At 33.5% G+C, this 26,271-nt stretch carries 25 protein-coding genes, 1 tRNA gene and 1 pseudogene; 6 read left to right on the top strand and 21 right to left on the bottom strand.

Translation table 11 applies throughout. The annotated features are described in order from the left end of the window. Window position 1: 1 nt before the first annotated feature. The 20 genes and pseudogenes from ACZZZT_RS04560 to ACZZZT_RS04465 all read right to left on the bottom strand — a co-directional run bounded on the left by ACZZZT_RS04560 (window position 2) and on the right by ACZZZT_RS04465 (window position 15,332). A complete protein-coding gene (locus ACZZZT_RS04560) occupies window positions 2-874 on the bottom strand; it encodes a hypothetical protein (protein ID WP_463459562.1) in 873 nt (290 codons plus the stop codon). Window positions 875-1,044: 170 nt separating this feature from the next. After that, window positions 1,045-2,244: a hypothetical protein gene (locus ACZZZT_RS04555; protein WP_463459561.1), complete on the bottom strand. Its 1,200-nt coding sequence runs from the start codon at window positions 2,242-2,244 to the stop codon at window positions 1,045-1,047. A 9-nt stretch (window positions 2,245-2,253) separates the two neighbouring features. Next, window positions 2,254-2,742: a DUF4280 domain-containing protein gene (locus ACZZZT_RS04550; protein WP_463459560.1), complete on the bottom strand. Its 489-nt coding sequence runs from the start codon at window positions 2,740-2,742 to the stop codon at window positions 2,254-2,256. 31 nt (window positions 2,743-2,773) lie between these two features. Continuing rightward, a complete protein-coding gene (locus ACZZZT_RS04545; RefSeq protein ID WP_463459559.1) occupies window positions 2,774-3,631 on the bottom strand; it encodes a hypothetical protein in 858 nt (285 codons plus the stop codon). Then, a complete protein-coding gene (locus ACZZZT_RS04540; protein ID WP_463459558.1) occupies window positions 3,555-3,812 on the bottom strand; it encodes a hypothetical protein in 258 nt (85 codons plus the stop codon). The genes ACZZZT_RS04545 and ACZZZT_RS04540 overlap by 77 nt, the downstream gene beginning before the upstream one ends. An 87-nt stretch (window positions 3,813-3,899) precedes the next feature. Beyond that, the gene (locus ACZZZT_RS04535) at window positions 3,900-4,202 is read right to left on the bottom strand and encodes a hypothetical protein (RefSeq protein WP_463459557.1); all 303 of its coding nucleotides are present in this window, start codon (window positions 4,200-4,202) and stop codon (window positions 3,900-3,902) included. 791 nt (window positions 4,203-4,993) lie between these two features. Continuing rightward, complete coding sequence (locus ACZZZT_RS04530) at window positions 4,994-5,290, bottom strand: hypothetical protein (RefSeq protein ID WP_463459556.1); 297 nt, start codon at window positions 5,288-5,290, stop codon at window positions 4,994-4,996. 60 nt (window positions 5,291-5,350) lie between these two features. Continuing rightward, the gene (locus tag ACZZZT_RS04525; RefSeq protein WP_463459555.1) at window positions 5,351-6,490 is read right to left on the bottom strand and encodes a DUF2931 family protein; all 1,140 of its coding nucleotides are present in this window, start codon (window positions 6,488-6,490) and stop codon (window positions 5,351-5,353) included. Beyond that, window positions 6,483-7,388: a phospholipase effector Tle1 domain-containing protein gene (locus ACZZZT_RS04520; RefSeq protein WP_463459554.1), complete on the bottom strand. Its 906-nt coding sequence runs from the start codon at window positions 7,386-7,388 to the stop codon at window positions 6,483-6,485. Before ACZZZT_RS04520 ends, ACZZZT_RS04525 begins: the two co-directional genes overlap by 8 nt. Further along, window positions 7,309-7,752 carry a hypothetical protein gene (locus ACZZZT_RS04515; protein WP_463459553.1) on the bottom strand — a complete coding sequence of 148 codons (444 nt, stop codon included), beginning with the start codon at window positions 7,750-7,752 and terminating at the stop codon, window positions 7,309-7,311. The genes ACZZZT_RS04520 and ACZZZT_RS04515 overlap by 80 nt, the downstream gene beginning before the upstream one ends. A gap of 17 nt (window positions 7,753-7,769) precedes the next feature. Continuing rightward, window positions 7,770-7,946 carry a hypothetical protein gene (locus ACZZZT_RS04510; RefSeq protein WP_463459552.1) on the bottom strand — a complete coding sequence of 59 codons (177 nt, stop codon included), beginning with the start codon at window positions 7,944-7,946 and terminating at the stop codon, window positions 7,770-7,772. Beyond that, window positions 7,930-8,103: a hypothetical protein gene (locus ACZZZT_RS04505; protein ID WP_463459551.1), complete on the bottom strand. Its 174-nt coding sequence runs from the start codon at window positions 8,101-8,103 to the stop codon at window positions 7,930-7,932. Before ACZZZT_RS04505 ends, ACZZZT_RS04510 begins: the two co-directional genes overlap by 17 nt. A 4-nt stretch (window positions 8,104-8,107) precedes the next feature. Further along, complete coding sequence (locus tag ACZZZT_RS04500) at window positions 8,108-9,460, bottom strand: phage baseplate assembly protein V (RefSeq protein WP_463459550.1); 1,353 nt, start codon at window positions 9,458-9,460, stop codon at window positions 8,108-8,110. After that, window positions 9,396-9,971 carry a contractile injection system protein, VgrG/Pvc8 family gene (locus tag ACZZZT_RS04495; RefSeq protein WP_463459549.1) on the bottom strand — a complete coding sequence of 192 codons (576 nt, stop codon included), beginning with the start codon at window positions 9,969-9,971 and terminating at the stop codon, window positions 9,396-9,398. Before ACZZZT_RS04495 ends, ACZZZT_RS04500 begins: the two co-directional genes overlap by 65 nt. Before the next feature lie 216 nt (window positions 9,972-10,187). Further along, window positions 10,188-10,583 (bottom strand): type VI secretion system tube protein TssD, encoded by a 396-nt coding sequence (tssD, locus tag ACZZZT_RS04490; protein ID WP_042563897.1) that lies wholly within the window; start codon window positions 10,581-10,583, stop codon window positions 10,188-10,190. A gap of 798 nt (window positions 10,584-11,381) precedes the next feature. Then, window positions 11,382-11,455, bottom strand: a tRNA-Ile gene (locus ACZZZT_RS04485). Between the two features lie 146 nt (window positions 11,456-11,601). Further along, a pseudogene (gene mce / locus ACZZZT_RS04480) lies at window positions 11,602-12,005 on the bottom strand (methylmalonyl-CoA epimerase). Window positions 12,006-12,014: 9 nt separating this feature from the next. Then, complete coding sequence (locus ACZZZT_RS04475; protein ID WP_463459548.1) at window positions 12,015-13,988, bottom strand: hypothetical protein; 1,974 nt, start codon at window positions 13,986-13,988, stop codon at window positions 12,015-12,017. Further along, window positions 13,985-14,368 (bottom strand): hypothetical protein, encoded by a 384-nt coding sequence (locus ACZZZT_RS04470; RefSeq protein WP_463459547.1) that lies wholly within the window; start codon window positions 14,366-14,368, stop codon window positions 13,985-13,987. Before ACZZZT_RS04470 ends, ACZZZT_RS04475 begins: the two co-directional genes overlap by 4 nt. Beyond that, entirely contained in the window at window positions 14,328-15,332 is a 1,005-nt protein-coding gene (locus ACZZZT_RS04465) for a hypothetical protein (protein ID WP_463459546.1), read from the bottom strand. The genes ACZZZT_RS04470 and ACZZZT_RS04465 overlap by 41 nt, the downstream gene beginning before the upstream one ends. Before the next feature lie 169 nt (window positions 15,333-15,501). Here ACZZZT_RS04465 and ACZZZT_RS04460 point away from each other — a divergent pair, with 169 nt between their 5' ends. Further along, entirely contained in the window at window positions 15,502-17,190 is a 1,689-nt protein-coding gene (locus ACZZZT_RS04460) for an Ig-like domain-containing domain (RefSeq protein ID WP_463459545.1), read from the top strand. A gap of 178 nt (window positions 17,191-17,368) precedes the next feature. Here the strand turns inward: ACZZZT_RS04460 and ACZZZT_RS04455 are convergent, their stop codons facing one another. Beyond that, window positions 17,369-18,136: a nitrilase family protein gene (locus ACZZZT_RS04455; protein ID WP_463459544.1), complete on the bottom strand. Its 768-nt coding sequence runs from the start codon at window positions 18,134-18,136 to the stop codon at window positions 17,369-17,371. 235 nt (window positions 18,137-18,371) lie between these two features. On the opposite strand from ACZZZT_RS04455, the gene ACZZZT_RS04450 reads away from it, so the two are divergent. The 5 genes from ACZZZT_RS04450 to ACZZZT_RS04430 all read left to right on the top strand — a co-directional run bounded on the left by ACZZZT_RS04450 (window position 18,372) and on the right by ACZZZT_RS04430 (window position 26,259). Beyond that, the gene (locus ACZZZT_RS04450; RefSeq protein ID WP_463459543.1) at window positions 18,372-21,527 is read left to right on the top strand and encodes a SusC/RagA family TonB-linked outer membrane protein; all 3,156 of its coding nucleotides are present in this window, start codon (window positions 18,372-18,374) and stop codon (window positions 21,525-21,527) included. 11 nt (window positions 21,528-21,538) lie between these two features. Next, entirely contained in the window at window positions 21,539-23,068 is a 1,530-nt protein-coding gene (locus ACZZZT_RS04445) for a SusD/RagB family nutrient-binding outer membrane lipoprotein (RefSeq protein WP_463459542.1), read from the top strand. Window positions 23,069-23,263: 195 nt separating this feature from the next. Further along, on the top strand, window positions 23,264-24,583 hold the full coding sequence (locus ACZZZT_RS04440; RefSeq protein WP_463459541.1) for a GntP family permease: 1,320 nt from the start codon (window positions 23,264-23,266) through the stop codon (window positions 24,581-24,583). A 4-nt stretch (window positions 24,584-24,587) separates the two neighbouring features. Continuing rightward, window positions 24,588-25,055: a RidA family protein gene (locus tag ACZZZT_RS04435; RefSeq protein WP_042565550.1), complete on the top strand. Its 468-nt coding sequence runs from the start codon at window positions 24,588-24,590 to the stop codon at window positions 25,053-25,055. A 172-nt stretch (window positions 25,056-25,227) separates the two neighbouring features. After that, window positions 25,228-26,259 (top strand): PfkB family carbohydrate kinase, encoded by a 1,032-nt coding sequence (locus ACZZZT_RS04430; RefSeq protein WP_463459540.1) that lies wholly within the window; start codon window positions 25,228-25,230, stop codon window positions 26,257-26,259. Window positions 26,260-26,271 lie beyond the last annotated feature (12 nt).

Raw genomic sequence — 26,271 nt, 5'->3', positions numbered from 1 at the left:
GCTAATGTTGGATTTTTTTAGCGTCTATTTGTTCATAATACCATGAACCTGCACCTGATACTTTAGGGTATAATATTTCATATTCAACAGTTTTTCTTTTGAGTTTCTCCATTAAACCATCAATACTTTTGTCTTCTTGAGAAGAAAACCCTTTTTTATCATATTCACCTTCTATTAACCCAACTCCTTTTCCAGCTAATATAATAACTTGTCCTAACTGTCGGTAAAGTTGTTTTACAAACTCGTCAGTTAATTCATTTTTAATGTCTCCTCCATAATGTTCTTCTTCTAAAGAAACTGTTATTCTTTTTAATATCTCCAGAAGCTTCTTAAAACTTGTTCCTTTGTCTACAGGTGCTACTTCAGTTGCTTTGGGTTTTAGATCGTATTTTTGAGTAAAGTACTTTTCAGCATTCTCTAATGTTTCTTTTCGTCTTAGATTAGCCTCATTATTTTTTTTGCCTTTCTCAGTTGTGTCGTTTTCATTAGCTCTAAAGTTAGCCTCATCCTTCTCTTTGGCATTATCTTCAAAGGTTTTTAAAGGTGCAAAAGTTCCTCCTTTTTTATTTAATTTTTCAATATCTTCTTTTTTTACATTAAACCCAAATTTTAATGTCCATTTAATGTCTGGATATATTGCAATATTTATATTTTGTTGAAAAGCACAACTCTTTGCAGTTGCTGTGATAGTATTTATTTTTTCTGCGCCTAAATTGGGAAGCCAGAAATACTTCATTGCCTTATAAAAAGTAGTTACAGCATTAGCATCCTGCGGAATATCATAATTATAAAATGTATCAAACTCTATTTGTTTTTGTCTAACTGTTACAATACCTTTTTCGGAAACAACACTTTCTTTTTGCGTTGTCTTCATACCCATCGTCGAAGTTTTATTACTCGATTCAGATTGTATTAATTTTTTTTCTTCTTTATCAACTTTATGCTCAGCTTTAGAACTGGAATCAATTTTTAATTCATAATCTTTTGGAATGCTAAGTACTGTAAGTTCTTTGTTAATGTGTTTGACAGGTTTATTTTCGCATTCTACAGTTTGAAAATCAAAATCCAGAAAGCGAGTTTTTTCTTTCCTGCAATAACTTCTACATCGATTGTCGTTTTTATTCGTTGATAAATATTGTTAGAATCAAAAACAGAGGTACCATCGAGTTTAATACTATCATACCTGCAATGCTGAAAATGCGCCACATTAGTCTCAACATCCCCTACAATCAAAGGCATATTGGTAGCCGGAATTGGCTCCTGATCTGGTGTTATACTTTTTTTCTCGTCACTGACGTGTATACAACTCCTGCTAAACTCCTTAAAAAAAGTTCCTGTTTTTATAGATTTTACGACAGCATATATTTGTAAATTGGCTCCTGCCGTTTTTATCCACGCATTATCAAGGACTACTTCTATTTCTATTTTTTGTGCATAATCTACCTGGGCGTTATCTACTGTTAGAATACCAGAGACGCCTTTTTTATTAATATCGTTAGGTTTTAGTTTATGAACTTTTACCTCACGGGTAAAAAAATCTTCTCCGGCAATTTTTAGTTTATCATTAGGCGTAAATATATCACTATCTGCCAAATGCACCTCAACTTCCTGACCATAAAGTCCGGCAGTGTAAATATGCAATATAACCTTAGATCCAAAAGCTACTGTTGTACCCTGATTAATTGTATTGTATCTTAAATCAGTCCATTCTGCACGAACAATTTGGGCAACACCTTCTGCCTGCACATACATCCCGAAGGGAGATATTCCTTTGGGTTTTTCATTTTCATGCCAGGCCTCGAGCCACGCAATACCTCCTCCTTCTAATAATTTAGGAAATGAGATACGCTCATGAATGCCTTTTATAAAAGCAGCATAATGTGTTATTTTATTGGGATCTAATCCGTTATATACTAATTGCCAGGTCCAGTTTAAGTCTTCGAATTTTTTAAAATTTTCATTATATACCTTTAGTTCTTCACTGTATTTTTTTACATCAATATTATATTGTTTTACATTAACAGTATAATTCCATTTTCCTCTTTCGCTTAGTAAATTATAATTCTCCTTAGATAATTCGGTTAAGAGTTTTGGAGGTACAGGCTTTTGTTTTCTTAGCTCCTCTAATTCTTTTATTGCTATATTAAAAGGTCCAGCTTTTTTTAATACTAAACTGTTTAGTTTAGGATCGTATTTTTGTCCTTCTTCGACCTTTTTAGGTATGATGTGTACTTGTTTTTCCATCTAATTTGATTATAAATTATTAGGTATTTTTAAAATATCATTTTCTGAATCATCCAAATCGAAGCCGGGAAATAACTCGGTTGCAACTTCAGGACTGGTATTTTTTATATTTTGCTTGCTTAGTTCTGCAACTTGTCCGTGATTTTTTATAATTATGCAATCCGTTCCTCCTATTGGACAGGTGGCTTTACTGTCTTCAAGCAAAATTTTACCCTGGTTTGAGAGGGTAACTTCCTGATAAAAACCACTCCACTCTGTAATTACGGCCTGGCAAGGTTTGTAACTAGAACCCATGGGCTGCTTTTTGCATTTGCCAAAGGTGTTTGCCTCCAGGGTCTGCCCAATTTCTTTAGTAGTAGCAATAAGTTTTTTAGACCCATCTTTATCATTGCCATAATGTTTGGAGTGTGTTTTGACCTGTAAAATATCGGTTTTAGGAGTTTCGCTAAACTTGCATTCGCAAGTAGCCCCATGAACAACTACGTGTTTTTCTGCCATAATTTTTTATTTTTTCAATTCAAACAAAAATCTATTGTTGATATATTTCTATCTGAACTTTGTTGATTTTATCGTTGCTCATTTTGGTATTGAAAGTTCCTATTATAGAAAACATGCTATTATCAGCACTATTGAGTTTATATTGTACATTTCCCTCAGATTGTATGTATTGAATATTTGGGCGCTCTTTTTCCAATACCGTTTTGTTTTGCAAAACTTCATCAATAGTTCGGTGATCTGTTATTTTTCCTATATGATTGATAATTACTTTACCGCTCTTGGTATAAACATCATCCAGGGTTTGTTTTATTTCATATTCTACTAATCTCTTCGACAAGAAGGGTATTTTGGTTGTATATTGAATTTCAGGAGAATTACGATATATAGGTTTAAAAAACAGATTGAAAAACCAGTTATTTGACAGCATTCCCATCAATTGTTTTTCGTTATTAAAGTACAAGTCTGCTTTGTTTATGATCGCATCTGACTGTTCTTTTTTATAATACTGCATTAGTTCCTCTTTACTAGCAAGCCAGCGTTTTTTTATTTCTTTATGGTTTGCAATTGCTATTATTACTCCGCTATCATTAATTTCCAGCGCGATAGGAAACATGTTTTGGGCAATTTTATCTAAGAGTTGTTCTATTGCAACGTCAGGCATTTTATGGTTTATATAAACTTGTTTGCGATTTATTTCTATAATTTTTAAATTATAGTCATTTTCTTTATAAACCGTATCTATCTCATAATGAATCTTATTTTTTAGACGATCTCCCTCATAATTTTCAAGCGTATAACCATACGTTTTTAGGTTATAAAAAGGAATAGGAATCAGGTTTATCCCTATTTCTTTTTTCTCTTTTTTCAGGCGATTGTTCTGTAAATACATCCGAATAAACATAAATCTCAGTCAGGTGTTTAGGAAACCTGCTTCTAATTTTATCCCAAAATCCAGCCTTAGCATTGTGTACCTCTTTTAAGTATTCTGTGTCAATATTTAATTTTTCGGCAACACTCTCTAGTGTTTCTCCTTCTTTTATTGGATATTTTGTTAGATAAATTATGCTCATTCTTTATTGTATTTATGGCTTCTTATTGTCGTAATTTTTATGTTCAGGAGCGATACGCTCACGCAGCAGATGATTTCTAAATTTTTATTAATTTAATAAATGATTTAAGTATAGTTCTATAATATATAAAGCTGTAATAAGTAATATTATTCCAATATTAGAAACTGCGTGTTTTATTTTGGCATTATAAAATAATTTAAACATTTCAAACAATAGAAAAGCTCCAAATAGTATCAATAAAGTAAATGCGAAAAAGAGAGGCACATTTATTCCAATTCCACTATTCACACTTTGTTTTTTAGGTAAAAAAATTAAATTAGCAAGAATTCCAATTGGAATAAGTCCAAATACAATTCTAAATAAAATGTGTTTCTTTAAATCTTGTTTCATTTTTGACGACTTCGTTTATACCGCTCATAAAATTATCACTAACGGAGTTCTCTTGCGACAAGAGGTTTAGAATTAAATCACGACTCATTTCGGATTTGCCCAAACATTCTGAATACAAAACCAACTTCCTCATTAAGTATATTGCCCAAATATGCTGTAGTAGCTAAGTTAATATGTCCGGTAAATCATTTTCTTAATATTTTTTTATCTTCTTATTAAAACACTGGCTTAAAATTTTATAACTAGGCAAATTAGCTACTACAATACCTCAAAAAATAGAATTCTAGCGTAGGATCTTTATCTTAATTTTTGTGCTACCACATATTCTCAAAATCTATTCTCCTGATAGGATTTTATTGTTTTGCAGGTTAAAAATTAGGCTACAATTCTGAAAAAAAGATAGACATTCTATAAAATAAGAACAATAAAAGTATAGTTCCCATGATATAGATCTCAATTTTGTTAATTTTCCTTACTCCAAATATCCTCACACAAATTCTGTCTATTATTACTACTGTAATTATAAACGGAACCCATAGGAGATTTATCCAACCTTGCATTTATTGGTCGACACTATAAAGGGTTATCATAATTGTTGAGGAAACAATTATTCCCAACAAAGCAATTAGACTTATTGCAAAAAATAGTGTTAATGTTTTTAAATATCGTGTCATAAAATTTTTAGTTTTATATATTCTATTTAATTACACTGTATAAAATTCCTATTAACAGCACAAAGGCTATTATTATAAGTGCTTTATTGATAAAATTAAATTTCATTTTTCAGGTTTTTAAGGACGAAATGATTTCGAAGAAATCCATAGTGCACTATAGCACAACACATTAAATATTGAAAGTAAAATAAAAAACACTTTCCCAAGTTGGTATTTTTTTCCATGATAACTAAATGCATAAAAACCCAATAAAACATTCACGCTCATACTAAGCCAGAGAAATTTTCCCTCTGATGTTAGCTCATCTTTTAAATTACCTACATTCATATAAATAATAAGCAATGTTATATTAGCTATAATAAGCAGAATACTCCAATCGCTATTTCTTTCTTTGAGAAATTCTTTTTGATTCATTTATATATTGTATTAGTTTTTATAGGTTTTACCTGAATTTTATAGCTGGCAACCCTACAATTAATCTTTAAAAACCCTGACAATTATTTTAGTGAGTATAATTTCTCTATTTTCCTGTTTCACTATTACTTTAACCTCTTTATTTGAGCTGTTAACTTTAAACAAAATCTCAACTGGTTTGCTTTTATCCAGGCACTTGAATGCTTTAAATATTTCTTCTTCCTGAAAATCTTGTGGGTTTTTACCTGTAATTATTTCAGAATGATATCTATTTAAATAATATATAATATCTTCTCGCAACATAACTCTAGCAACATATTTTTGTCCTGATGCATCTTGCCATCTTAGCTCTAAATTTTGAGGAATAGCCCTAGGCTGAGGAGGATCACTATTCAATAAAGGATTGTTACTATAGACACTTTCTTCTTCAGCATTGATCATTTTAAAATAAATCTCATTTAATTTCTCTCCATTTGTACCTATCAACTTAAATGACCAATTGTATTTTTCTTTATAGGTTTGCCATAATTTATAGGGCAATGTTTTACTTTTTATTTCTTGTTTTACTTTTTCTGAAAGCCCCTTATCCATATTATACTTGATTCTTTCTTCACGGGTACCGTATTCATACATATCTTGCCATTTTACATTTGCCATTTCTTTTGCATAGTAGGTGGCTATTAGTTTTTGCTCTCTCATGCCTGACATCCAAACTGTAACTTCTCCTCCTAAAGAAACACTTGCAATGATCTTATCATACTTCATATATTTTAATTCTCTACCAGATTGTGAGTCATCAAAGGTTTTACCTTGATTAGACGGGTCTGTACTTTCTTCTTGTAACATTTTCTCTATTTCCTGATAAGGCAAATCAAATTGACCTTCATAAAACTTATCCTCAGTGTCTGAATAAAAATAAATTCCTAAATTTTTAGCTAATTCATTAAAACCATCTCCTTTTACATCATTACCTCCTGCACCCCAAGGTCCCATTAAACTAGGACTAGCATCAACTAAGGGTAGAAAATCATTATCGGTATGAAAAGAGCTTGAAAATATATCAATGGGGTATTGTTTATCGCAACTGGCATAAGCGTCGTATTTATATTCTTTCATGGTAAAATATTGACAAGAAGTTAGGTTTATACTCCAGGTAAGCAGGAGTATAATTTTGATTAATTGTTTTCCAGGATTATCCATCTATTATTTTTCTTATTTTATTCGCTCTTGGCGCATGGCCTGTTTTATCTGTGGCTGACCAATGCAGGTTGGTGTTAATTAATGTTTTTTCATTGGCAAAATCAAGGTATTGTTTATAAGATATAGTAGAACTGTAATCCTTGGTGTTTTTTACGACTTCTATATACTTTTCTAATTTCTTTTTTACATAACCCAAAATGTGCTCTTTATCTCCTGCTTTTTCTGGTATTTTAAATTTTTCTTTTAAGCCATCCATATCAAAACCTGCACCTTTTTCTATGGCAAACTCACACATAAAGTGTAAGGAAAGAAAGCTGTACCTCTGGTCTATGTAACGAGTACCCTTGTATATAATATAATGATTGTCTGTGATCATTATATATTTTAACTGATCTGGTTTGTACCAGCCGCTATCTACCAGCTCTTTTTTGTGTTTTTCCTTAAAAGGTTCAAATTGCTTACTTGCAGAGCCGTATTTTAGTAGTGCACCTTCGCCTTCTTTATCTAATTTAACTAAATGCTCCTGCTCAAAATATCCGCTTTCATATGCCCCTCCAATGTCACAGTGACAGCCGGGTAATATGTATTGAATACCTTTACTTCCAGCACTATTAATATTGGTAAGATTAAAGTTTTTGCGCCATTCATGACCAGCACCTATTTGCACTACATTTTCAACAGCCCTATCGCTTATTGCTTTTAAATTTATTTCCCGAACATCAGATTTACCTGTCGTATCGTCTTCAAAATTAACACCATAAGACGAAACAGTATCATATAACCCAACAAACCGAATTTTTACGGTATTGATTTCGATTTTATTTTTCTCGAACAACAAGCCCAAATGACCTCGTTTGGGCAACTGTTCTTTCTCGACTGCCTTTTGAATCCAGGTCATAGTATTTGTATTTTTCTCCCTCCGCATCCCATACCTTGCTGGCGGTGTATGCCCCTTTGGTGACTTCATTAACAAAAGCTCTTGCCGCTGCCGAGCCACGGCTAAAACCAAAGACGTCTAACACTAAATTTACTTTTTTGCTCTTAAGTGTGTTTACCTCGTTAAAAACTTTTTCGCAGCCGGAACGCACTTTTGCTCTTATGCCTGTTTCTCCTGTCCCTGTAAGATAACCCGCAACAGTATCAGTATCGCCATCCAGAGTACCTATGCCTTCAACGTATAATGCTTTATCTATTCCTAATGAATAATATTTTTGCATTTTGGCTACATTAGAATAATCATTTTCATAACTGCCTTTATCCATACCCCAAGGATCATCTTTTACCGCTTGTTTATCATAAACAACTCCTTTTTTCTTTTTTCTTTTTCTTTTCTAATGTAGGTATTACGCTGGTTGTTTAAGGTACCGTCAAATAGCACTGCGAAAGTAAATTCATCTATCTTATTTTCCGTTTTATCTGGTGGCGTATAATTGCCAAAACTAACGTTTGTTGCCATCTGATATTATCTTTTTATTTGAAATTAAAATCAGGTTCTCCTGAGTAGCTTCCACATTAAATTGATTGGCGATTTTTTTTAATTCACCACCAACCACCAAATTATACTCCTGATTTACAGTCACTTTTCTGTTTTTAGAAATTTTGTTGATTCCCATAATTTTAAAACATTTTAGATTTCTCTGCACTATTAACCTCAACGGTTTTACCACTTTGCAGGGTTAAGTTTTCTTTATTGCTAAAAATAGTAACTCCGGAAGCTATTACATTTGAGGTATCTGCCTGACGTAAAAAATCCTTATCAACCAATTCTCTTCTATTGTCTGAGCTTTCAGTAATATCTCCAGTTGCTCTTTGTGTTAAATCATTACCGGCAGTTTGAGAAATGTTGTTTCCTGCATCACAATCCATATTTTCTCCCGCACCAATTTTTACATTTTTACCTGCGTTGATAGTAAAATCCTCGCCTGCCTGCATTGTAATATTCTTTGGTGCAGTAACATTAATATTTCCTTTACCATCCATAAACCAGGTATTGCCTGATGGGTCTTTTACCAGAATACTCGAATTCCCTTCGTCAAAAGTAATTGTGCTTCCTGTACGGGTATAAATACTTTTGATGTTGTTTTTAAGGTCACCGCCAGTTCCCGTTTTACCATTAAATAAACTACCTATTACAAATGGTCTGTTGGGATCGTTATAGCGAAACCCCAGCATAACCTGATCGCCCACTTCGGGGATAAAAACCATACCGCGATTGGTGCTCACCTCACCACTGGTTCCTGCATCAGGTGTCATTACGCGTAACCATGGTGTAGATTGTTGTTTGGTGGATTGCCATAGCATTTTTACACGTATCCTGCCTTGTCCTCTTGGGTCGTCGTTATCTACTACTTCAGCTTGTTGCATTTGGGCTACAGGAAAAGCGATGTTTGGTTCAGGCAACTTGCGTATTTTGGCCGGCAGTGCTTTAAAACTGTTTTCGTATTCGCCAATGTCGCTGGCTTTATGAGTTATTTCGGTGATAATATAAATACCTACTTCGTTGGTTTCGTAGTTGATTTTATTAATGTCTTGTCCGCTGGTATATGCAGCCAATTTGTCTTTTACCTGCATGGCATCTATACTAATGCTCATGCCTATTCGCAAGCTTCTGTTTCGACTTGTTGCAGTTATAAAATTAGATTCTGCTGCTGCACTTTGCTGTCTGTTTTGCAGTATGGTTTGCAAATACATATCGTCACCAGCAGCAATTCTGCCATATTCTAATGATGATGTAGCATATAGTTTTTGAGAAGCGGTTATGGCATCAGTACCTAATTTTGGAAATCCTTCTATTTGGTCTCTCGTCTTGGCCTGATACAGTTTGCCCGCATCTTCGTTATAAGTAAATGCTCCAAACTGGTTGGGAATCGCCTGAACAGAAATGTTTAGGTTATAAAGATCTTTGTTATAAATCAGTTTTGTAAACTCTGTAGCTGTATTTGGCTTGCCAAAAAAGTTTTTCTCCATCATAATACAACCATTCGTTGTATTGTTTGGCTAAGCGTTGTATAAATTGAAAATCAGTTTCGAGGTATTGGGTTTGGTATTCCAAATTGTTGCCAAACTCAGGTTTGATGTCGTTTTGTAATTGTTCTCCTGCAGCTGTTTTTATCACTCCCTCAATGATATCCTGCAAGTTGGTATCTTCCCAGGAATTGAGTTTTGGTCCTGATTCAAGAAGTATGGTTTTAGAATAACCCGAAATAATAATTTGGCTTCCCACATGTCCTAATTCCTGGGCATATTGAATATTGGTTACTATTCCCAAAAAATTATTATTGTTTTCAAAAACAATGTGCAAAACGCCTCCCAACCATTTTTGTGCACTCTGCATCGTATATGCTCTTGGTTGTTCTATCACAGAATGCGGAACACTAATTTTAAAATGATGGTGGTTATTTATGGTTTGGTGTAGTTCGATAGTGGTGAAATGTGAGATTTCTTTTCTATCAATACCAAATATTATTTTAGGAATGACCATAATATGTTTAGTTATAAGTTTGATTTTTAATTTTTAACTTAAATAGATTATAGTCTAAAATTCTTATTTCTAAAGTTCTTATACCGAATTCGATTCTAAGCTAAAAATATCATGTTCTGAAAATATAGAAGTGATACTAATCAATGTTTTGTTCAATAAATTGCATAAAAAAACAAGAAGCGACATAACCGCTTCTTGTTTGTCAATAGGGAAAAATTAAATTTTAGCCCAATTGTTATCTAATGTTGCATTTCCTAATGTGATTTTTTCTGCAGAGAAAGTAATCTCAGTAGTCATTGGAGTTTCTGCCATAGCATCAAGCTGCTCGCTGAAGAATACAATAAATGCATTTTCAAAAGAAAGCTCTTTCATTACTTGTTCAGAATCTGCCTTGAAAAATTTTACTTTTCCGCTTACAGGTTTGTGCTGACTGTTTACTGCCTGTTCGATAACAGTAGTATTGTCTGTAGATTTTAATTTTAGGTTTAATCTACCTCCTTTAATTTCAGATGAAACTGCTCCTTTACCATCAGTATGTCTTAACATATCAACTTTTGAGAATAATACTTGGTACTCGTTTCCTTCGAATTCTAAAATTGCTTTAAATGCCATAATAAAAATAATTAATTTGTGAAATTGTTAAAAATTGTTTTTAGAACCCTCTCTCTGTTGCCTGACTAGTATAAACAAAAAAAGAGGTATTCTATATGATTTTAGAATACCTCTTTTTTGTACTTAAAGTACTTTTTTGATTTGCTTCTTGTAGGAAGATGAAGAGGATTCGCAATCAATTTGTTTGTACGAATATACAACTACAAATAACATAAGCAAGCCAATTTGTAAATTTTTTCATCAAAAAAATAAAAAAGGATTAATAGAATAATTCTAATATGTAAGAATCCAGTATTTACTTGGTGTGGCAGAGAATTTGTCTGTTTTTTATATTTAAAAAAACTACTGAATTTCAAAAAAATACAAATTTCTATTATTGAAAAATTATTATTGCTTCATTTGTTATGAGTTATTTAGTGACATTTAAAATACAACTCCATAAACAACTAACAATCAACAGCTATCAGTTACAAAAGATGACCATGATAGGATCATCATTTATATTTTTTAAATTGTAATTAGCCAAAAAGTCTTTGCAGATTAAACCAATGATTCGTTGAAATTATTCAATTATTCAAGAGTTATGAAAAATATCTAAAGCAGATATATACGGGAACAAGATTCTCGCAAAAATCAGAAGAAATGACAAGATTTAGAATAAATGGTCGTATTATAATAAATTATGTTATATAAAGTAAACAAAACTAATTAATTATAAAACAATTGATGTTCTTCAAATGCTTGTCATAAGAAAACAAAAAAGCCTCTACATTTCTGTAAAGGCTTATTCTAAAAATGTGGTCCCACCTGGGCTCGAACCAGGGACCACCTGATTATGAGTCAGGTGCTCTAACCAGCTGAGCTATAGGACCGGTTTGAGGATGCAATATTACTACTATTTTTCGTTCACTCCAAATATTTTAAGGCTTGATTTGCATTTAATTTAAAATCATATCCACTCATGTTAAAAACACAATTGATTTTCAATATCTTATTTAAAAACCAAAACCAAGTTTTTTTATTTAATTTCCTGACAAAGCTCTACCAAAATGCCATTTGTATTCTTCGGATGCAAAAAAACAACCAATTTATTATCGGCACCTTTTTTAGGAACTTCATTAATCAGCACAAATCCTTCACTTTTTAACCGTTCTATTTCTGCAGAAATATCATCAACATCAAAAGCAATATGATGAATTCCTTCTCCTTTTTTTCCAAAAACTTCGCAATCGGACTTTCTGGATTTGTCGCCATCAAAAGTTCAATTTTATTCGTTCCCGTTTGAAAAAATGAAGTTAAAACACCTTCACTTTGTACTTCTTCTGATTTATAAGAAGAAACCCCTAATAATTTTTCGAACAAGATATTTGACTCCTCAATATTTTTTACTGCAATTCCTATATGTTCAATCTTATTTACCATTTGCTTTTATTATTGATTAATATAAGTATTAAAATAACCACATTCTGCAATTACATCCTGATAATATTTAGTGTCAGAATAATCCTTTTTCAAGGTTTTAAATCCATTCCAGGCGATAAAATTAACTTTGTCATCCTGAATTTCCCACCAGCTGTTTACGCTATTGTATTTAGTGTTGTAATATTCGTTGCGCTCGCATTTTGCCAGCATATAAATACATTTTGCTTTTTGTTCTTTTGTCGTAGCCGCTTCTAATGCTTTTTGATAATACATTTTCGGCACATCACAATTTGTAATCATTTTTTTCATCGAATCTCTAAATGAATACGGACTTGAACCGTAACCTACAATGCTTATTTCATAGAAAGTTCTTCCATTTCCAAAATGTGTGATATTATAAAAAGCATTTCCTAACAATAAACTATTTGTATAAACATCTTCTTTTTGAGCCAGTTTATCCTGCATTTCTTTTATTGTGGTTAGAAAATCCAATTGAGAATATTTCTTTTTTTGATAAGCCGAATGATCACAATCATGACAATCTTTTATATTTCCGTTAAACGGATTTCCCAAAAATTGATAATACTGAACAGAATCTGTTTGCTGAATAAAACCAATTGCTTCCGGGATTTTATTTTTAAAAGTTGCCTGAACTGCCTGAAAGTTGCTAATATCTTTTACTTTCAAACTATAAATTCCTGCTGCTATTTTTTCGATTTCGGTTTTATCTGTTTTAGCCAAAAACGCTTTCATATCCAGTAAGTTCTTTTCATTGTCGTAAAAAGAATTTCCACGACCCCAATAATTATCCGGAGTATCACCAAATAATTCTGCCATAACCGGATTTGATTTTGCTCTGTAAAGCGATGCTAAATAATTTTTACTCCACTGCGCAGCATTTTGATAACGAAATTCCTGCCCTTTATATGTTTTTGGAAGTTCCTGATATAACCAATTCAAATCTACAAGGATTGTTTTTTCATTTTTATCTGTAAGCTTGTCAATCTTGCTCATATTGTTTACAAAACGAAGCAGCCTTAACTGAAGTTTTGCCAACTCTGTTTTAGGCATTGTTTTTTCGGCTTTGTCAAAGTTAGTTTCTGCTGTTGCATAATCGCCTTTTAACGTTTGTAAATATCCTAACGAGATATCCCATAAATAAGGTTTATTGGTATTTCCTGCCGCAGCAATTTTAGCAACTACATCAAATGCAGCCTTATCGATTTTACTTTTATTCAGCTCCTTGTTTTCGGCGACAGTTTGTTTTTTTGCCGGAAGATTATCTTTGGCATTTTCTTCAAACGAATTATTAATGCTTTGCTCCTGCCCGTTTACCAATCGGGTTAATAAATAATTCAAATGTTCACTTTTGGGATCAAGTTCATAAATTTTAGCGATCGCTTTCTTTTCGTCTTTATAAAATCCATGAATTGCCCAAAGCGCTGCTTTTTCACTATTATTTTTAGCCAAAAACAATGATTTATTCCAATCGGCATCATTTTGAGGGTGAAAACTGTAAGCCGTAACAATTCTCAATTCCGGACATTTATCAAATACTTGTGCATACAGACAATTAGATTCTGAATATTTTTTCTGTTTATGTTTTATTCCCGCAACGTATGAAAGCCCACGATAATACAATACATTTTTAGGAACTGATTTTTCTGTTTTATTAAAAAAATCAATCGCTTTTTGTTTGTTACTGCTATAGAAATAGGCTTTCATGGCAAGAAACCAATACCTGTTTTGCAAAAACATATCTTTACTTGTATTGTAAACATTTTCAATAGACTGAATCATTTTAAAATCATTGAAAGTTTTGGCCACAACCGGATCATAACTCCAGTAATCTTCTCCAATGGAAACGGTTTCTATTTTTTGCGCCAAATACAAAAATTCGATAAAGCTCTTCACTTTATCATCTTTCAAATTGATTTTCTTTCCCCATTTTAAAGAAGTCGGATTGTCTTTTTTAGTTTTCAAAAAACATGAAGCTGCGTGATATCAGTTTTATTCTGAGGCGTTTTTTTCTCAGATGAATACATTGGCGTTTCTTCACCAATCAAAAAATAGCTTACCGTTGAAGCATCTGCTTTTCCCTTTAAATAATTTTCCCAGTCTGATTTTATATCTTCATTAAATCTCGAATTATGCTGTGTATCAAAACCAATTCCGTAAAAAATATCTCCCGATAAAAAAAGTGGCGTATATGATTTATCCGTAAAAGTTTCAGGCGTAAAATTGGAGTTGTAACTAAAAAAATCCCAGTCGTCTCCACCAGCGCAGGCATAAATTATTCCGTAAACAAAAAGGAAAGAAGCACTAGAAATAAGAAACAACTTGTTTAAAAATATTCTTTTCATAGGTATTTATATTGAATTCATCTAAATCGTAAAAAATAATTTCGTTTGGTGTCTGAGCTAAATTTTCATCCAACTCTTGTGCCATTTCTTTTAAATCTTCTGCAGAAATGGCTTCTATTTTGAGTTTATCGTTTTCTTCATAAAAAACTCCATTTTTATAATTTGATTTTTTTACTTTAAAGAATATCGCATCAATTTGCTCGAAGTTTTTATCTTTTTTAAGTTCGCTTACATTTAATTTGGAACGTAAACCTATCACTTTTCCATCTCGAATATGAACTCCCCAGGAATATATTGGCAAAGCAAAATCAAGATGTAACGGATATTTCTTTAAACTTTTAAGATACTTTTCGGCAATTTTAGAACTGTAAATAGAATTTTCCACATCGGGGGCAATTGAACCCATATTATAGTACATTAAAACTCCGGAATCTACATTTGGAATTTTGGTTTTTTTGAAATATTTAACCTGATGCAATCGTATTGTTGCGGAGAGTTTTTTATGCGAAAGTTTCTTAAACCGCTCAATAAACTTCAAATAATTGCCTTTACTTTCAAGCGTCCAGTCGCAATCAATTTGAATTTCCTGAGATGCAATTTTGTTTTTTGCATTTATTTCTTCAACCAAACGAAAAGTTTTTTGAGATAAATCTTCAATATCAAGATTGGTTTGCAGCATGACTTTGTTTTTGATAAAAACAACCGGAACAACTTCAAAGCCGCCCATATTTTCCTGAAAATGTATCGGACTTATCGGAATTGGTTCTTTAGATTCGGGATGTAAACCAATATCAAAATAACGGATATAAAGCTTCGTGACGTTATTTTCTCTTAAAACTTCTTTCTCGGTTTCAGACAATTTGAAGATAGTTTTCCAATAATAAAAAGATACAATTGGCTCTTTTGTTTTGCTACAGGAAACAAGCAGTAAAAACACAAAACCAATTAAAATATTATTTTTCAAACCAATTAAATTAAATGCAGATTCAAAAGTAAGAAATTATAATCCGGTTTCTGAATCGAACTTCAAAAAAACAAGAAAAACTGAAAGGTGGAATTCCTAATAAATAGATAAAAAATTTCGATTAAAGCAAATATAATCGTTATTTTGTGCAATCAAATTTAAAACAGTTATGTTGAAAAACAACTTCAAATATATTCCATTTCTATTCGTATTGTTAATGATGAGCTGTGCCAAAAGAGGCAGCATTACCGGCGGATTAAAAGACACTTTGGCACCTGTGTTAAGCTCAAGTTCGCCTAAAAACTTCAATACTGATTTTAAAGGAGATCAAATCGTCTTAAATTTTGATGAATATGTTAAGCTTAAAAACCTTAACAAACAGCTTGTTATTTCGCCACCAATGAAACACGAGCCTCTTATTACGCCAACAAATGTCAGCAAAGTTTTAACGATAAAAATCAAAGACACCTTACAACCTAATACAACATACAGTTTTAATTTTGGGCAAAGTATTACAGACAATAATGAAGGTAATGCGATGAACCAATTTAAATACATTTTTTCAACCGGCCCTTATATCGATTCACTTTCTATTGGCGGTATTGTTAAAGATGCTTACGAAAAAAATGTCGATAATTTTGTTTCTGTGATGCTATATGAAGTAAATGACAAATACAAAGATTCTGTAGTTTATAAAGATCTTCCCAGATATATTACGAATACTTTAGACAGTTTGAGAACCTTTAAACTTGAAAATTTAAAAGCAGGAAAATATCTTTTGGTAGCCATGAAAGATAAAGGCAGCAACAATAAATTTAATCCTAAAGATGATAAAATTGGGTTTATAAAACATTTTATTACTGTACCAAATGACACGCTGTTTGAATTAGAATTATTTAAAGAAACATTACCTCTAAAAACTTTAAAACCAATACAAGCTTCTGGAAACAGGTTGTTTTTACCGTATGAAGGAAAACAAAATTTCAAACTTTCCCAGCCAAAAATTGTTCTTAAAAACAATGATGAAATACTGGAAACTATTGTAACACAATTTCCTAAAAAAGATTCTTTGCAAGTTTGGTATAAACCTTTAAAAGCAGATTCCTTACAGCTGGAAGTAACAAAAGAGAATTACAATAAAAAATTCACTTTTAAAATTAAGGATCAAAAGAAAGACACTTTAAATATAACAGCAGTACAAAACGGGGTTATTAATTTTAGAGACAGATTTACTTTAGAAACTGCAACGCCATTAGTAAAATTTGATAAGTCGAAAATTAAATTAATCAATAAAGATTCGCTTGATGTAGATTTTACGACAGAATACAATGAACTGGAGCAAAAATTATATGTTGATTTTAAAAAAGAACCTTTAGAAAAATACAAGTTTACTTTTCTTCCTGGTGCTCTGACTGATTTTTACGATAACATAAACGACACTTTATCGTATAAATTGAATACCAAAGAATATGCAGATTACGGGAATTTAGTATTGAATTTGAAAAACGTAAAAAGGTTTCCAATCATTGTTGAAATAACCAATAAAAAAGGCGATGTTGTACTGGCGAGCGATTATTCTGAAGGCAATACAAAAATTCAATTTGACTTATTGCAGCCGGAATCATTTACGTTGCGAATCACTTATGATGATAATAAAAACAAAATATACGATTCAGGTAATTTCTTAAATAAAACCTATGCCGAGGAAGTATTTTATTATCAAAAAGAAATCGATGTTCGAACCAATTGGGACGTTGATGAAACTATCGATTTAAGTATTCCGTATAATCCTGAAGTCGAGAAAAAAGAAACCGACAAGAAGAAAAAAGAAGAACAGAAAAAGAAAAAAGCGTTCTAGATTAAACTATTCAGCCCAGCAGAAATTTGACACGGATTTCACGAATTAGCACAAATTACAAAATAAACTGATTTTAATTTCACCCAAAACATTCACAATGTAATTTGTGTAAATTTGTGTAATTCGTGTTTATTTTTATTTAAATCCTGTATTAATTTACTCAAGCTTAAATCGTTAGCTAAATTTTAATTTCGAAAGTATCTTTATCACTTAGAAAATCTAGTTTTTTTCTAGTTTCCACCATAACATTTTTATCCAATTCGACCACAAAAACACCTTCAGTTTCTTGTGGTTCGAGGATATAATTTCCTAAAAAATCAACAGCTTGCGAATGCCCAATATGTTCATAATTATTGGCATCCAAACCTATTCTGTTTACGCCAACAACATAACTCAGGTTTTCTACGGCGCGTGCTTTTAGCAAAATATCCCAGGCATTTGTACGCACTTTTGGCCAGTTGGCCACATATATAAGTAAATCGTAGTTTTCTACATTTCGGGCAAAAACTGGAAATCTTAAATCGTAACAAACCTGCAGGCAAATTTTCCAGCCCAAATAATCAACAATCACTTTTTCGGTTCCGGCAGTATAGGTTTTGTCTTCTCCGGCGAGTGTAAACAAATGTCTTTTATTGTAATATTGAATTTCTCCGGAAGGAAAAACAAAGAACATTCTGTTATAAAACTGTTCATTTTCGGTGATTACCAAACTTCCTGTAATCGTGCAATTTTTCTGTTTTGCCATTGTCTGCATCCACAAAATAGTTTCTCCCTGCATTGTTTCGGCTACAGCCAAAGCATTCATAGTGAATCCGGTAGAAAACATTTCGGGCAAAACAATCAAATTAACTTCTGAATCAATTTGATTTATTTTCGATTCGAAGTTATTTCTGTTTTTAGAAACATCTTCCCAATAAAGATCTGATTGTATAAGTGCGATTTTCATAATTCAAAAATACGAATTTTAATATGAAAATTATTTTTTGCAAAAAAAGTCTATTCTGCAAAAATTTCTCAAAACACCGCTAAAAATCATGCTTCTTTTGGAAATTAAAAATACTTCAGAAAATAATATTGCAAAAAATATGCATTTTATGCAAAAAATATGCAACAATGAAAGATATTTATATATATTTGAACATCAATGCAAAACCAAAAAAAACAACTAACCAAAAAAAATTATGAAAACAAGGCTAATTTCATTAGTGTTTATCGGAGGAATCATCTTCTCCGCAAACGCCAAAGAGATTGCAATAAAAAAGCATCTTTTTGAACAACAAAGCAATCAGGTTGAAATCTCGGGTCAGATTTTAGGCCAGGATGACGGTCTGCCAATTGCCGGAGCTACTATTTATGCAGAAAGCAATAATAAAATTGCAACAATATCAGACGAGAACGGAAAATTTAAATTAACCGTTCCGGAAAACGAAGCCCATATTATTGTAACGTACATGGGTTATGAAACTTTATCATTTGCTTTAATTAAAACGACAAGTTTAGTAATCCGACTAAAACCTGCAGAAAATGTTCTGGAACAAGTTTTAGTAACCGCGCTTGGAGTTAAAAAAAGCAGCAAATCAGTCGCATATGCTGTAACAGAACTTAAAGGGACAGAATTTACAAAAGCAAAAGAAACTAATATAGCCAACGCATTAGTTGGAAAAATTGCCGGTGTAAACGTAAGCAGCACCGCAACGGGACCAAACGGATCGAGCAGAGTTGTGATTCGTGGAAACGGTTCCTTAAACGGAAACAACCAGCCGATGTATGTGGTAAATGATTTGCCGATTGATAATACGCAATTGAATTTACCGGGAATTGGAAACGGTGCCGGATCAACAAGAATAAATGTGGACCGAGGCGACGGAACTTCGGTTATAAATCCGGATGATATTAAAACTATTACGGTTCTTAAAGGTGGAACGGCTGCGGCTCTTTATGGCGCAAATGCTGCAAATGGTGTCATTTTGATTCAGACAAAAAGAGGTGCTGCACAACAAGGAATTGGCGTTGAGTACAATAGTTCTTTTACTTTTGAAACTCCATCTATTACTCCGGATTGGCAATATGAATATGGTTCCGGAGCAAATGGTCTAAAGCCAACAACTCAAGCCGAAGCCATTGCTGCCGGACGCTGGTCATGGGGTGCAAAAATGGACGGAAGTAATGTTATTCAGTTTGATGGTGTTGCGAGACCTTATGTAGCACAAAAAGATAATATTAAAAATTTCTATAAAACGGGAACAACTTTTATCAATTCGATTGCTTTATCTGGTGGAAATGAAAAAGCTACAGGACGTCTTTCGTTTTCGAATATGGACAATGAAAGTGTTTTACCAAATTCAGGTTTTAACCGCAAAACGCTGAACATTGCCGGGAATGTTAACTTAACAGACTGGTTAAAGTTTGATGTTGTAACACAATATAATTTAGAAAAATCAGAAAACAGACCTACCGTTTCTGATGCTGAAGCAAATGCCAACTGGGGAACTTACATGATTGCAAACACTGTCGACATTAGAAATCTTGCCCCGGGCTATGATGCAAATGGTGTTGAAGAAGCATGGAACCCGGTTGCCGTTGCTACAAACCCTTATTTTGTGGTAAATAAAATTAAAAACCATGATACTAAAAACCGTTTCATCGGAATGGTAAACGTAAAATTAAATTTTACCCGTGATTTATTCCTTCAGGGTAGAATTGGCCAGGATTATACCGATTATGATTTCTTCGGATACATCCCAAAAACAACTTTAAACAATCCGGTTGGATATGCGCAGGGTTCACGAATGAAATTATCCAACTTAAATTCAGAAGCAATTCTTAATTATACCAAGAAAAACATTTATAAAGAATTCTCGTTAAACGCATTAGTTGGGGTTAACTCAAGAACAACGCTTAGAGATGAAACTAAAGTAGAAGGATCAAATTTTGTACTGGATGATTTTTATGCTTTGAGCAATTTATCGACTTTGGCTTATAGTTATCCTTACGGAAAAACCAAAACAAACTCTGTTTATGGCGCTGTCGATTTAGATTATAAAAACATCGTTTTCTTAAACTTTACAGGTCGTCAGGATTGGTTTTCTACTTTATCTGCAGAAAATAATACGGTGTTTTATCCGTCTGTGGGAACAAGTATCATTGTTTCGGATATTATTACAATGCCTGAATTTGTTTCATTTGCAAAACTTAGATCTTCCTGGGCCGAGGTTGGTGGCGCAACTCCTGATCCGTATGCATTAAATCAATCCTACTCCATGATTCAGGGAGGACACAACGGTCAACAATTGCAAGGCCCGACAAGTTCAAGAGTTCCAAATTCGACTTTAAGCCCGTTGACTTCTACAACATTTGAGATTGGAACTGATTTAGGTTTTTTTAATAATCGCTTAAATGTAGATTTTGCATGGTACAATCGTGCCACTACAAATGATATTGTCGAAACTACAATTTCTACAGCTTCAGGAGCAAATACAGCTTTGTTGAATCTTGGAAAAATGAGAAATAAAGGTGTTGAACTTTTACTTACTGGAAAAATCATCAACAATAAAAACTTTTCGTGGGATGCTACTTTCAACGGATCATACAATAAAAATACTGTTGAAGCCCTTACAGATCAGCTAAACTCGATTACAATGGCAACTTCTGTAAACGGTTACGTAACAATTGCAAGTGATGTTGGTCGTCCATACAGTATCATAAAAGGATACAAACCTCGTGTTGATGCAGATGGAAATACAGTTTATAACGTAAGTGGCGGTTCTGCAACTATAGCACAAGGTCCGCTTGAAGAATTAGGTCAGGGAGTTCATCCTTGGGGAGCGGGAATCAGCAATGAATTTAAATACAAAAATGTCTCTTTCAGCTTTTTAATTGATGGGAAATTCGGCGGAAGTTTATACTCTGGAACTGATTTGTACGGAACTCGTATGGGTTTAACCAAATTAACACTTGAAGGTCGTGAATCAGGTTTGCCAATTTCCGGAGTTGACACAAACGGAAACCCGGTAAATATGGTTATTGCTCCTGAAAATTTGAGAACCTATTATGACGGTTTAAGAAACATCTCGTCCACTTTTGTTTACGATGCAAGTTTCATCAAACTGAGACAAATTATTTTGGGTTATTCGTTGCCAATTGAAAAAATAAAAGGTTTGTCTAAACTTCAGGGCGCTTCTCTTTCATTCGTAGCAAGAAACTTATTCATTCTTTACAAGAAAACACCAAATGTAGATCCCGAATCTGTATTTAGTGCAGGAAATGCTCAGGGTGTTGAACAATTTGGAGTGCCAAAAACAAGAAGTTTCGGTTTAAGTTTAAACGTTAAATTCTAAAATTAAAAGACATGAAAAAGATAACCATTTTATATATCACAGGCGTACTTTTAGCAAGTATGACAAGCTGTACCAAAGATTTTGAAGAAATAAATACGAACCCGAATGTTGTTGAAAAACCAAACCCGAATTTCATTTTCAGCAAATCTATTTTAGACGGTTTAAACAATAATTATTTTGCTACGAATATTTTGGAGTGCGGCGGAATGTTACAGCATTATGCCACTTATAAAGAAGCATCCGGAGTTGGAGATAAATATTTGAGCAATGAAGTTTATTTTTCGGCTTATTTCAATCAGGTTTATCCAACGGCCTTAAATGAAACCGAAATTGTAATTGATGCCGTAAAAGGCAATGAAAACGACAGCAATAAACTGAATGTTGCCAGAATCTGGAAAGCATATTTATATCACAGAATTACAGATTTATATGGAGATATTCCGTACACAGAAGCTGCAAAAGCAAACAGCACGCAAATATTTCTGCCAAAATACGATACGCAGGAATTTATCTATAAAGATTTATTGAAAGAATTAGACGAAGCTGCTTTGGCATTAGATCCTGCAAAACCAACTTTTGGCAATGCCGATTTTATCTACAACGGCGATGTCGCAAAATGGAAAAAATTCTCGTATTCGTTAATGCTTCGTTTGGCAATGCGATTAACAAAAGTTGATCCGGCATTGGCACAAACCTGGTCAAATAAAGCAATTGCAGGCGGTGTAATTTTGAATACTGCCGACAATGCCATTATGAAATATACAGACGGACCGAATGATATCAACAGAAATCCGGTTGGCTTTGATTCGAGAAAACAAGATTTTACCGCAGGATCTTTTGGTCAGAAAAATGTGGAAGGCGGAAAATTAGCCAAAACTTTTATTGATGTTTTACAGGCTACTGCCGACCCTAGAATTAGTGTTTATGCAGGCGTTTGGGAAGGAACGGTTCAAAACACAAGTCTTGCGGTTCAAAAAGGTTTTCCGAACGGAACAAAAATAGCACCAACGCCTACAGAACAAGCCACTTATTCTGAACCAAATCAAAGTACGGTTTTTAAATATGATGCGCCAATTATGATTTTAAGCAATGCCGAAACTCATTTCCTTTTAGCCGAAGCTGCTGCAAGAGGCTGGTACACTGGAGAAACCGATCAGGCTTTATATGAAAAAGGAGTAAAAGCTTCTTTTTTAAACATGGGAATTTACGGAACAGCGTACACAATTGCAGATGCAACGCCTTATTTAACTGCAAATCCATTCAACGCCGCCGGATCTTTTGAAGATAAAATGAATCAGATTCATACTCAAATCTGGATTGCACTTTTTGTAGACGAACAGGAAGTTTATGCCAATTGGAGAAGAACAGGATATCCGGTTTTAGTTCCGGTAAACTTTCCCGGAAATGTTACAAACGGCACAATTCCAAGACGTTTCAAATACCCAACCAGCGAATATTCAGTCAATTCCGCTAACTTAGCAGAAGCGGTTAAACGCCAAGGCGAAGATAATTTCACGACAAGAATTTGGTGGGATAAATAATAGAAGAAAATCGCGTAGTTCATTTAAACACATAGAAACATAGTTTAAAAATGTGCAAAAGTCGTTTCACTTGCATTAACACACATAGTTACTATGTGTTAAAAGCTAGCTTTTTTTAACTCCTAATTCAAGTAAAAAATCTATGTTTCTATGTGTTTAAATTTTTTGCGATAAGCTAATAATACAAAAAAATAAATGAGCATATTAATTCTTACGGCATGTATTGCGTTTTTAATCATTCAAATTGCCTGGTTTAAAATCAATCCGTTTATTGCCTTTATCATAACAGCTTTACTGGCAGGTTTATTTTTAGGTCTGCCAATAAACACCTTATCGCAAACGGTACAAAAAGGTCTGGGCGAAATGTTAGGTTCAATTACACTGATTATCGTTTTCGGAACCTGCATTGGTAAACTTACCGTTTCATCGGGCGCAGCCAATGTTATTGCCAAAACAGTTATGGGATGGACAGGCGAAAAATATGTCCGCTTAGGCTTAATGATTACCGGATTTATTGTTGGGATACCACTGTTTTATAGTGTTGGATTTGTTTTGTTAGTACCTTTAATCTTTTCAGTAGCCCACCAATTTAAACTGTCAAAAGTATATCTGGGAATCCCTATGCTTGCGTCGCTTTCAGTTGCGCACGGTTTTTTGCCTCCACATCCGTCTCCAATGGCACTAAGCAGTATTTTAAATGCTGATATTGGTCTTGTTTTAGTTTACGGAATCATCATTGCCGTTCCAACAATATTTATTGCGGGATTATTGTTTTCGAATTTATTAAAAAACATCAAAACAGAATCTGATCATGAAATTTTAAATGTTGAAGAAGTGGTAAACGCAGGAAAACAACCGAGCTTTTCTGTTAGTTTATTTTCTGCCTTATTTCCCGTTTTCGGATTAACGATAACTTCAATATTGCCATTAATTTCAGATAATGAAACACTACTAAATATTTGCAAAACAGTTGGCGAACCCAGTATAATCATGCTGATTTCCTTGCTTATTTGTACTTATACTTTAGGAATCAGAATGAACCGAAGTCTAACTTCTGTAATGGATGATTACGCCATTGCCATAAAAGATGTTGCCCTAATTGTTTTAATTGTAGGTGGCGCCGGAAGTCTGAAAGAAGTAATGATCGTAAGCGGTGTCAACGAAACTATTGTTTCAACATTAACCCAAATCAATATTCATCCCTATTTACTGGCCTGGATTATGGCGGCAATTATCAGGATTTGTGTAGGTTCTGCAACCGCAGCGGGATTAATGACTGCCAGCGTTTTATTACCTTTATTACAAACTAATAATCTCGACCCCAACTTATTAGTTTTATCTGTTGGAGCTGGAAGTTTGATGTGCTCGCACGTAAACGATCCGGGTTTCTGGATGTTCAAAGAATATTTTAATATCAGCCTGAAAGATACTTTTAAATCATGGACCGTAATGGAATCCTTAGTATCTGTTTTGGGAATTGTTTTCGTTTTTATTTTAAACTCTATAATACATTAATATCATGAATTTATTGCCTCAGGAAAAATTTGAAACCCTTGGCTTATCATTACCGCCAGCGCCTCAACCTCTTGGTATATATAAACCTTATTTAGTCGACGGAAAGTATTTGTATCTTTCTGGTCACGGTCCGGTTCGCGACGACAAATCTTTAATTATCGGAAGAATTGGCGACGATATGGATATTGAAGAAGGAAAACTGGCCGCGAGACAAGTTGGCTTAACAATGCTTTCGACAATTGTAACCAATTTTGGAAGTCTGAACAAAGTAAAAAGAGTTATAAAAGTATTGGGAATGGTGAATTGCAACGGCGATTTCCTTAGACATCCCTACGTAATAAACGGCTGCAGCGAATTATTCGCCGAAGTTTGGGGACAAGAAAACGGAATTGGCGTAAGAAGCGCCGTAGGAATGGGATCTTTACCAGACAACATTCCTGTTGAAGTTGAAGCTGTTTTCGAATTATATTAGATTTAAAGAATTTAGCCCACAGATTTTACGGATTAAACAGATTCGCACAGATTCAATATTTTTTCGCCACGAATTCACTAATTATTACTAATTATTGCGCTTAAACTAATTCGTGAATTCGTGGCGAAAAAAATCATTTTAATCAATACAATCTGTGGCAAAAACAAAAAATATGAATATCAACATACCACAAACAAGAATTGCAACTTTCGGAGAATTATTACTTCGGATGAATGTTGCAGATGGAAATCGTTTTACGCAAGCCAGTGATATAAAAGTTCATGTGGGCGGAGCCGAAGCTAATGTTTGTGTATTACTTTCTCAACTCGGCATTCAAACCGATTATATTACGAGATTACCGGAGAATGATTTGGCACAACTGGCCTTAAACGAATTGCAGAAATACAAAGTAAACACTTCAAAATGTGTTTATGGCGGAGAACGTTTGGGATTGTATTTTGTCGAAGCCGGAAATCAAATCAGACAATCGCAGGTTATTTACGACCGAAGCAATTCGTCTTTTGCAACCATTCAGAAAGATCAGATTAACTGGGATTTGGCTTTCGCCGATGTAACCCATTTTCACTGGTCAGGAATAAGTCCGGGCGTTTCAAACGAAGCTGGTTTGGTTTGTAAAGAAGCCATTCTTTCGGCACATAAAAAAGGATTGCCGATTTCTTCTGATTTTAATTACCGATCCAAATTATGGCAATACGGAAAACATCCGTCTGAAATTATGCCCGATTTGCTTCAATACAGTACGATAACCGTTGCAGATTTAGATGCGATTGAAATTTACTTCGGAATAAAAACCGATAAAAACGAATCCGATGCCAATCGTTTCAGGAAAACATTTGAGTTATTAAAAGAAAAAATGCCTTATCTGAAAACCCTCGCCATGAGTTTTAGAAAATCAGACGGACTGGCGCATTTATACAAAGGAATGTTGTTTCACGAAGACAAATTTTACGAAACAAAAGAATACAAAATACATTTGGTAACCGATCAAATTGGTTCCGGAGATGCCTTCAACGCAGGATTATTATATGGATTATCCAATAAATTATCGGCACAGGAATGTATCGACTGGGCAACGGCCTGCGGCGTAATCAAACAAAGTATTCACGGAGATTTTGCCATGAGCAATCCAACAGAAATAAGCCATTTTATTGCAAATGGCGCGAGTAACAGAATCAATAGATAAAATTATATTTAA

This window comes from Flavobacterium sp. AC274, assembly GCF_979258275.1.
This window is presented reverse-complemented; position numbering and strand designations above follow the sequence as displayed.

What these genes read in the sequence shown, in the direction of transcription:
- ACZZZT_RS04560 (WP_463459562.1), bottom strand. Translation starts at nt 874, where the DNA reads ATGAAGACAACGCAAAAAGAAAGTGTTGTTTCCGAAAAAGGTATTGTA.
- ACZZZT_RS04555 (WP_463459561.1), bottom strand. Translation starts at nt 2,244, where the DNA reads ATGGAAAAACAAGTACACATCATACCTAAAAAGGTCGAAGAAGGACAA.
- ACZZZT_RS04550 (WP_463459560.1), bottom strand. Translation starts at nt 2,742, where the DNA reads ATGGCAGAAAAACACGTAGTTGTTCATGGGGCTACTTGCGAATGCAAG.
- ACZZZT_RS04545 (WP_463459559.1), bottom strand. Translation starts at nt 3,631, where the DNA reads ATGTATTTACAGAACAATCGCCTGAAAAAAGAGAAAAAAGAAATAGGG.
- ACZZZT_RS04540 (WP_463459558.1), bottom strand. Translation starts at nt 3,812, where the DNA reads ATGAGCATAATTTATCTAACAAAATATCCAATAAAAGAAGGAGAAACA.
- ACZZZT_RS04535 (WP_463459557.1), bottom strand. Translation starts at nt 4,202, where the DNA reads ATGAAACAAGATTTAAAGAAACACATTTTATTTAGAATTGTATTTGGA.
- ACZZZT_RS04530 (WP_463459556.1), bottom strand. Translation starts at nt 5,290, where the DNA reads ATGAATCAAAAAGAATTTCTCAAAGAAAGAAATAGCGATTGGAGTATT.
- ACZZZT_RS04525 (WP_463459555.1), bottom strand. Translation starts at nt 6,490, where the DNA reads ATGGATAATCCTGGAAAACAATTAATCAAAATTATACTCCTGCTTACC.
- ACZZZT_RS04520 (WP_463459554.1), bottom strand. Translation starts at nt 7,388, where the DNA reads ATGACCTGGATTCAAAAGGCAGTCGAGAAAGAACAGTTGCCCAAACGA.
- ACZZZT_RS04515 (WP_463459553.1), bottom strand. Translation starts at nt 7,752, where the DNA reads ATGGATAAAGGCAGTTATGAAAATGATTATTCTAATGTAGCCAAAATG.
- ACZZZT_RS04510 (WP_463459552.1), bottom strand. Translation starts at nt 7,946, where the DNA reads ATGGCAACAAACGTTAGTTTTGGCAATTATACGCCACCAGATAAAACG.
- ACZZZT_RS04505 (WP_463459551.1), bottom strand. Translation starts at nt 8,103, where the DNA reads ATGGGAATCAACAAAATTTCTAAAAACAGAAAAGTGACTGTAAATCAG.
- ACZZZT_RS04500 (WP_463459550.1), bottom strand. Translation starts at nt 9,460, where the DNA reads ATGATGGAGAAAAACTTTTTTGGCAAGCCAAATACAGCTACAGAGTTT.
- ACZZZT_RS04495 (WP_463459549.1), bottom strand. Translation starts at nt 9,971, where the DNA reads ATGGTCATTCCTAAAATAATATTTGGTATTGATAGAAAAGAAATCTCA.
- tssD (WP_042563897.1), bottom strand. Translation starts at nt 10,583, where the DNA reads ATGGCATTTAAAGCAATTTTAGAATTCGAAGGAAACGAGTACCAAGTA.
- ACZZZT_RS04470 (WP_463459547.1), bottom strand. Translation starts at nt 14,368, where the DNA reads ATGAAAAGAATATTTTTAAACAAGTTGTTTCTTATTTCTAGTGCTTCT.
- ACZZZT_RS04460 (WP_463459545.1), top strand. Translation starts at nt 15,502, where the DNA reads ATGTTGAAAAACAACTTCAAATATATTCCATTTCTATTCGTATTGTTA.
- ACZZZT_RS04455 (WP_463459544.1), bottom strand. Translation starts at nt 18,136, where the DNA reads ATGAAAATCGCACTTATACAATCAGATCTTTATTGGGAAGATGTTTCT.
- ACZZZT_RS04450 (WP_463459543.1), top strand. Translation starts at nt 18,372, where the DNA reads ATGAAAACAAGGCTAATTTCATTAGTGTTTATCGGAGGAATCATCTTC.
- ACZZZT_RS04445 (WP_463459542.1), top strand. Translation starts at nt 21,539, where the DNA reads ATGAAAAAGATAACCATTTTATATATCACAGGCGTACTTTTAGCAAGT.
- ACZZZT_RS04440 (WP_463459541.1), top strand. Translation starts at nt 23,264, where the DNA reads ATGAGCATATTAATTCTTACGGCATGTATTGCGTTTTTAATCATTCAA.
- ACZZZT_RS04435 (WP_042565550.1), top strand. Translation starts at nt 24,588, where the DNA reads ATGAATTTATTGCCTCAGGAAAAATTTGAAACCCTTGGCTTATCATTA.
- ACZZZT_RS04430 (WP_463459540.1), top strand. Translation starts at nt 25,228, where the DNA reads ATGAATATCAACATACCACAAACAAGAATTGCAACTTTCGGAGAATTA.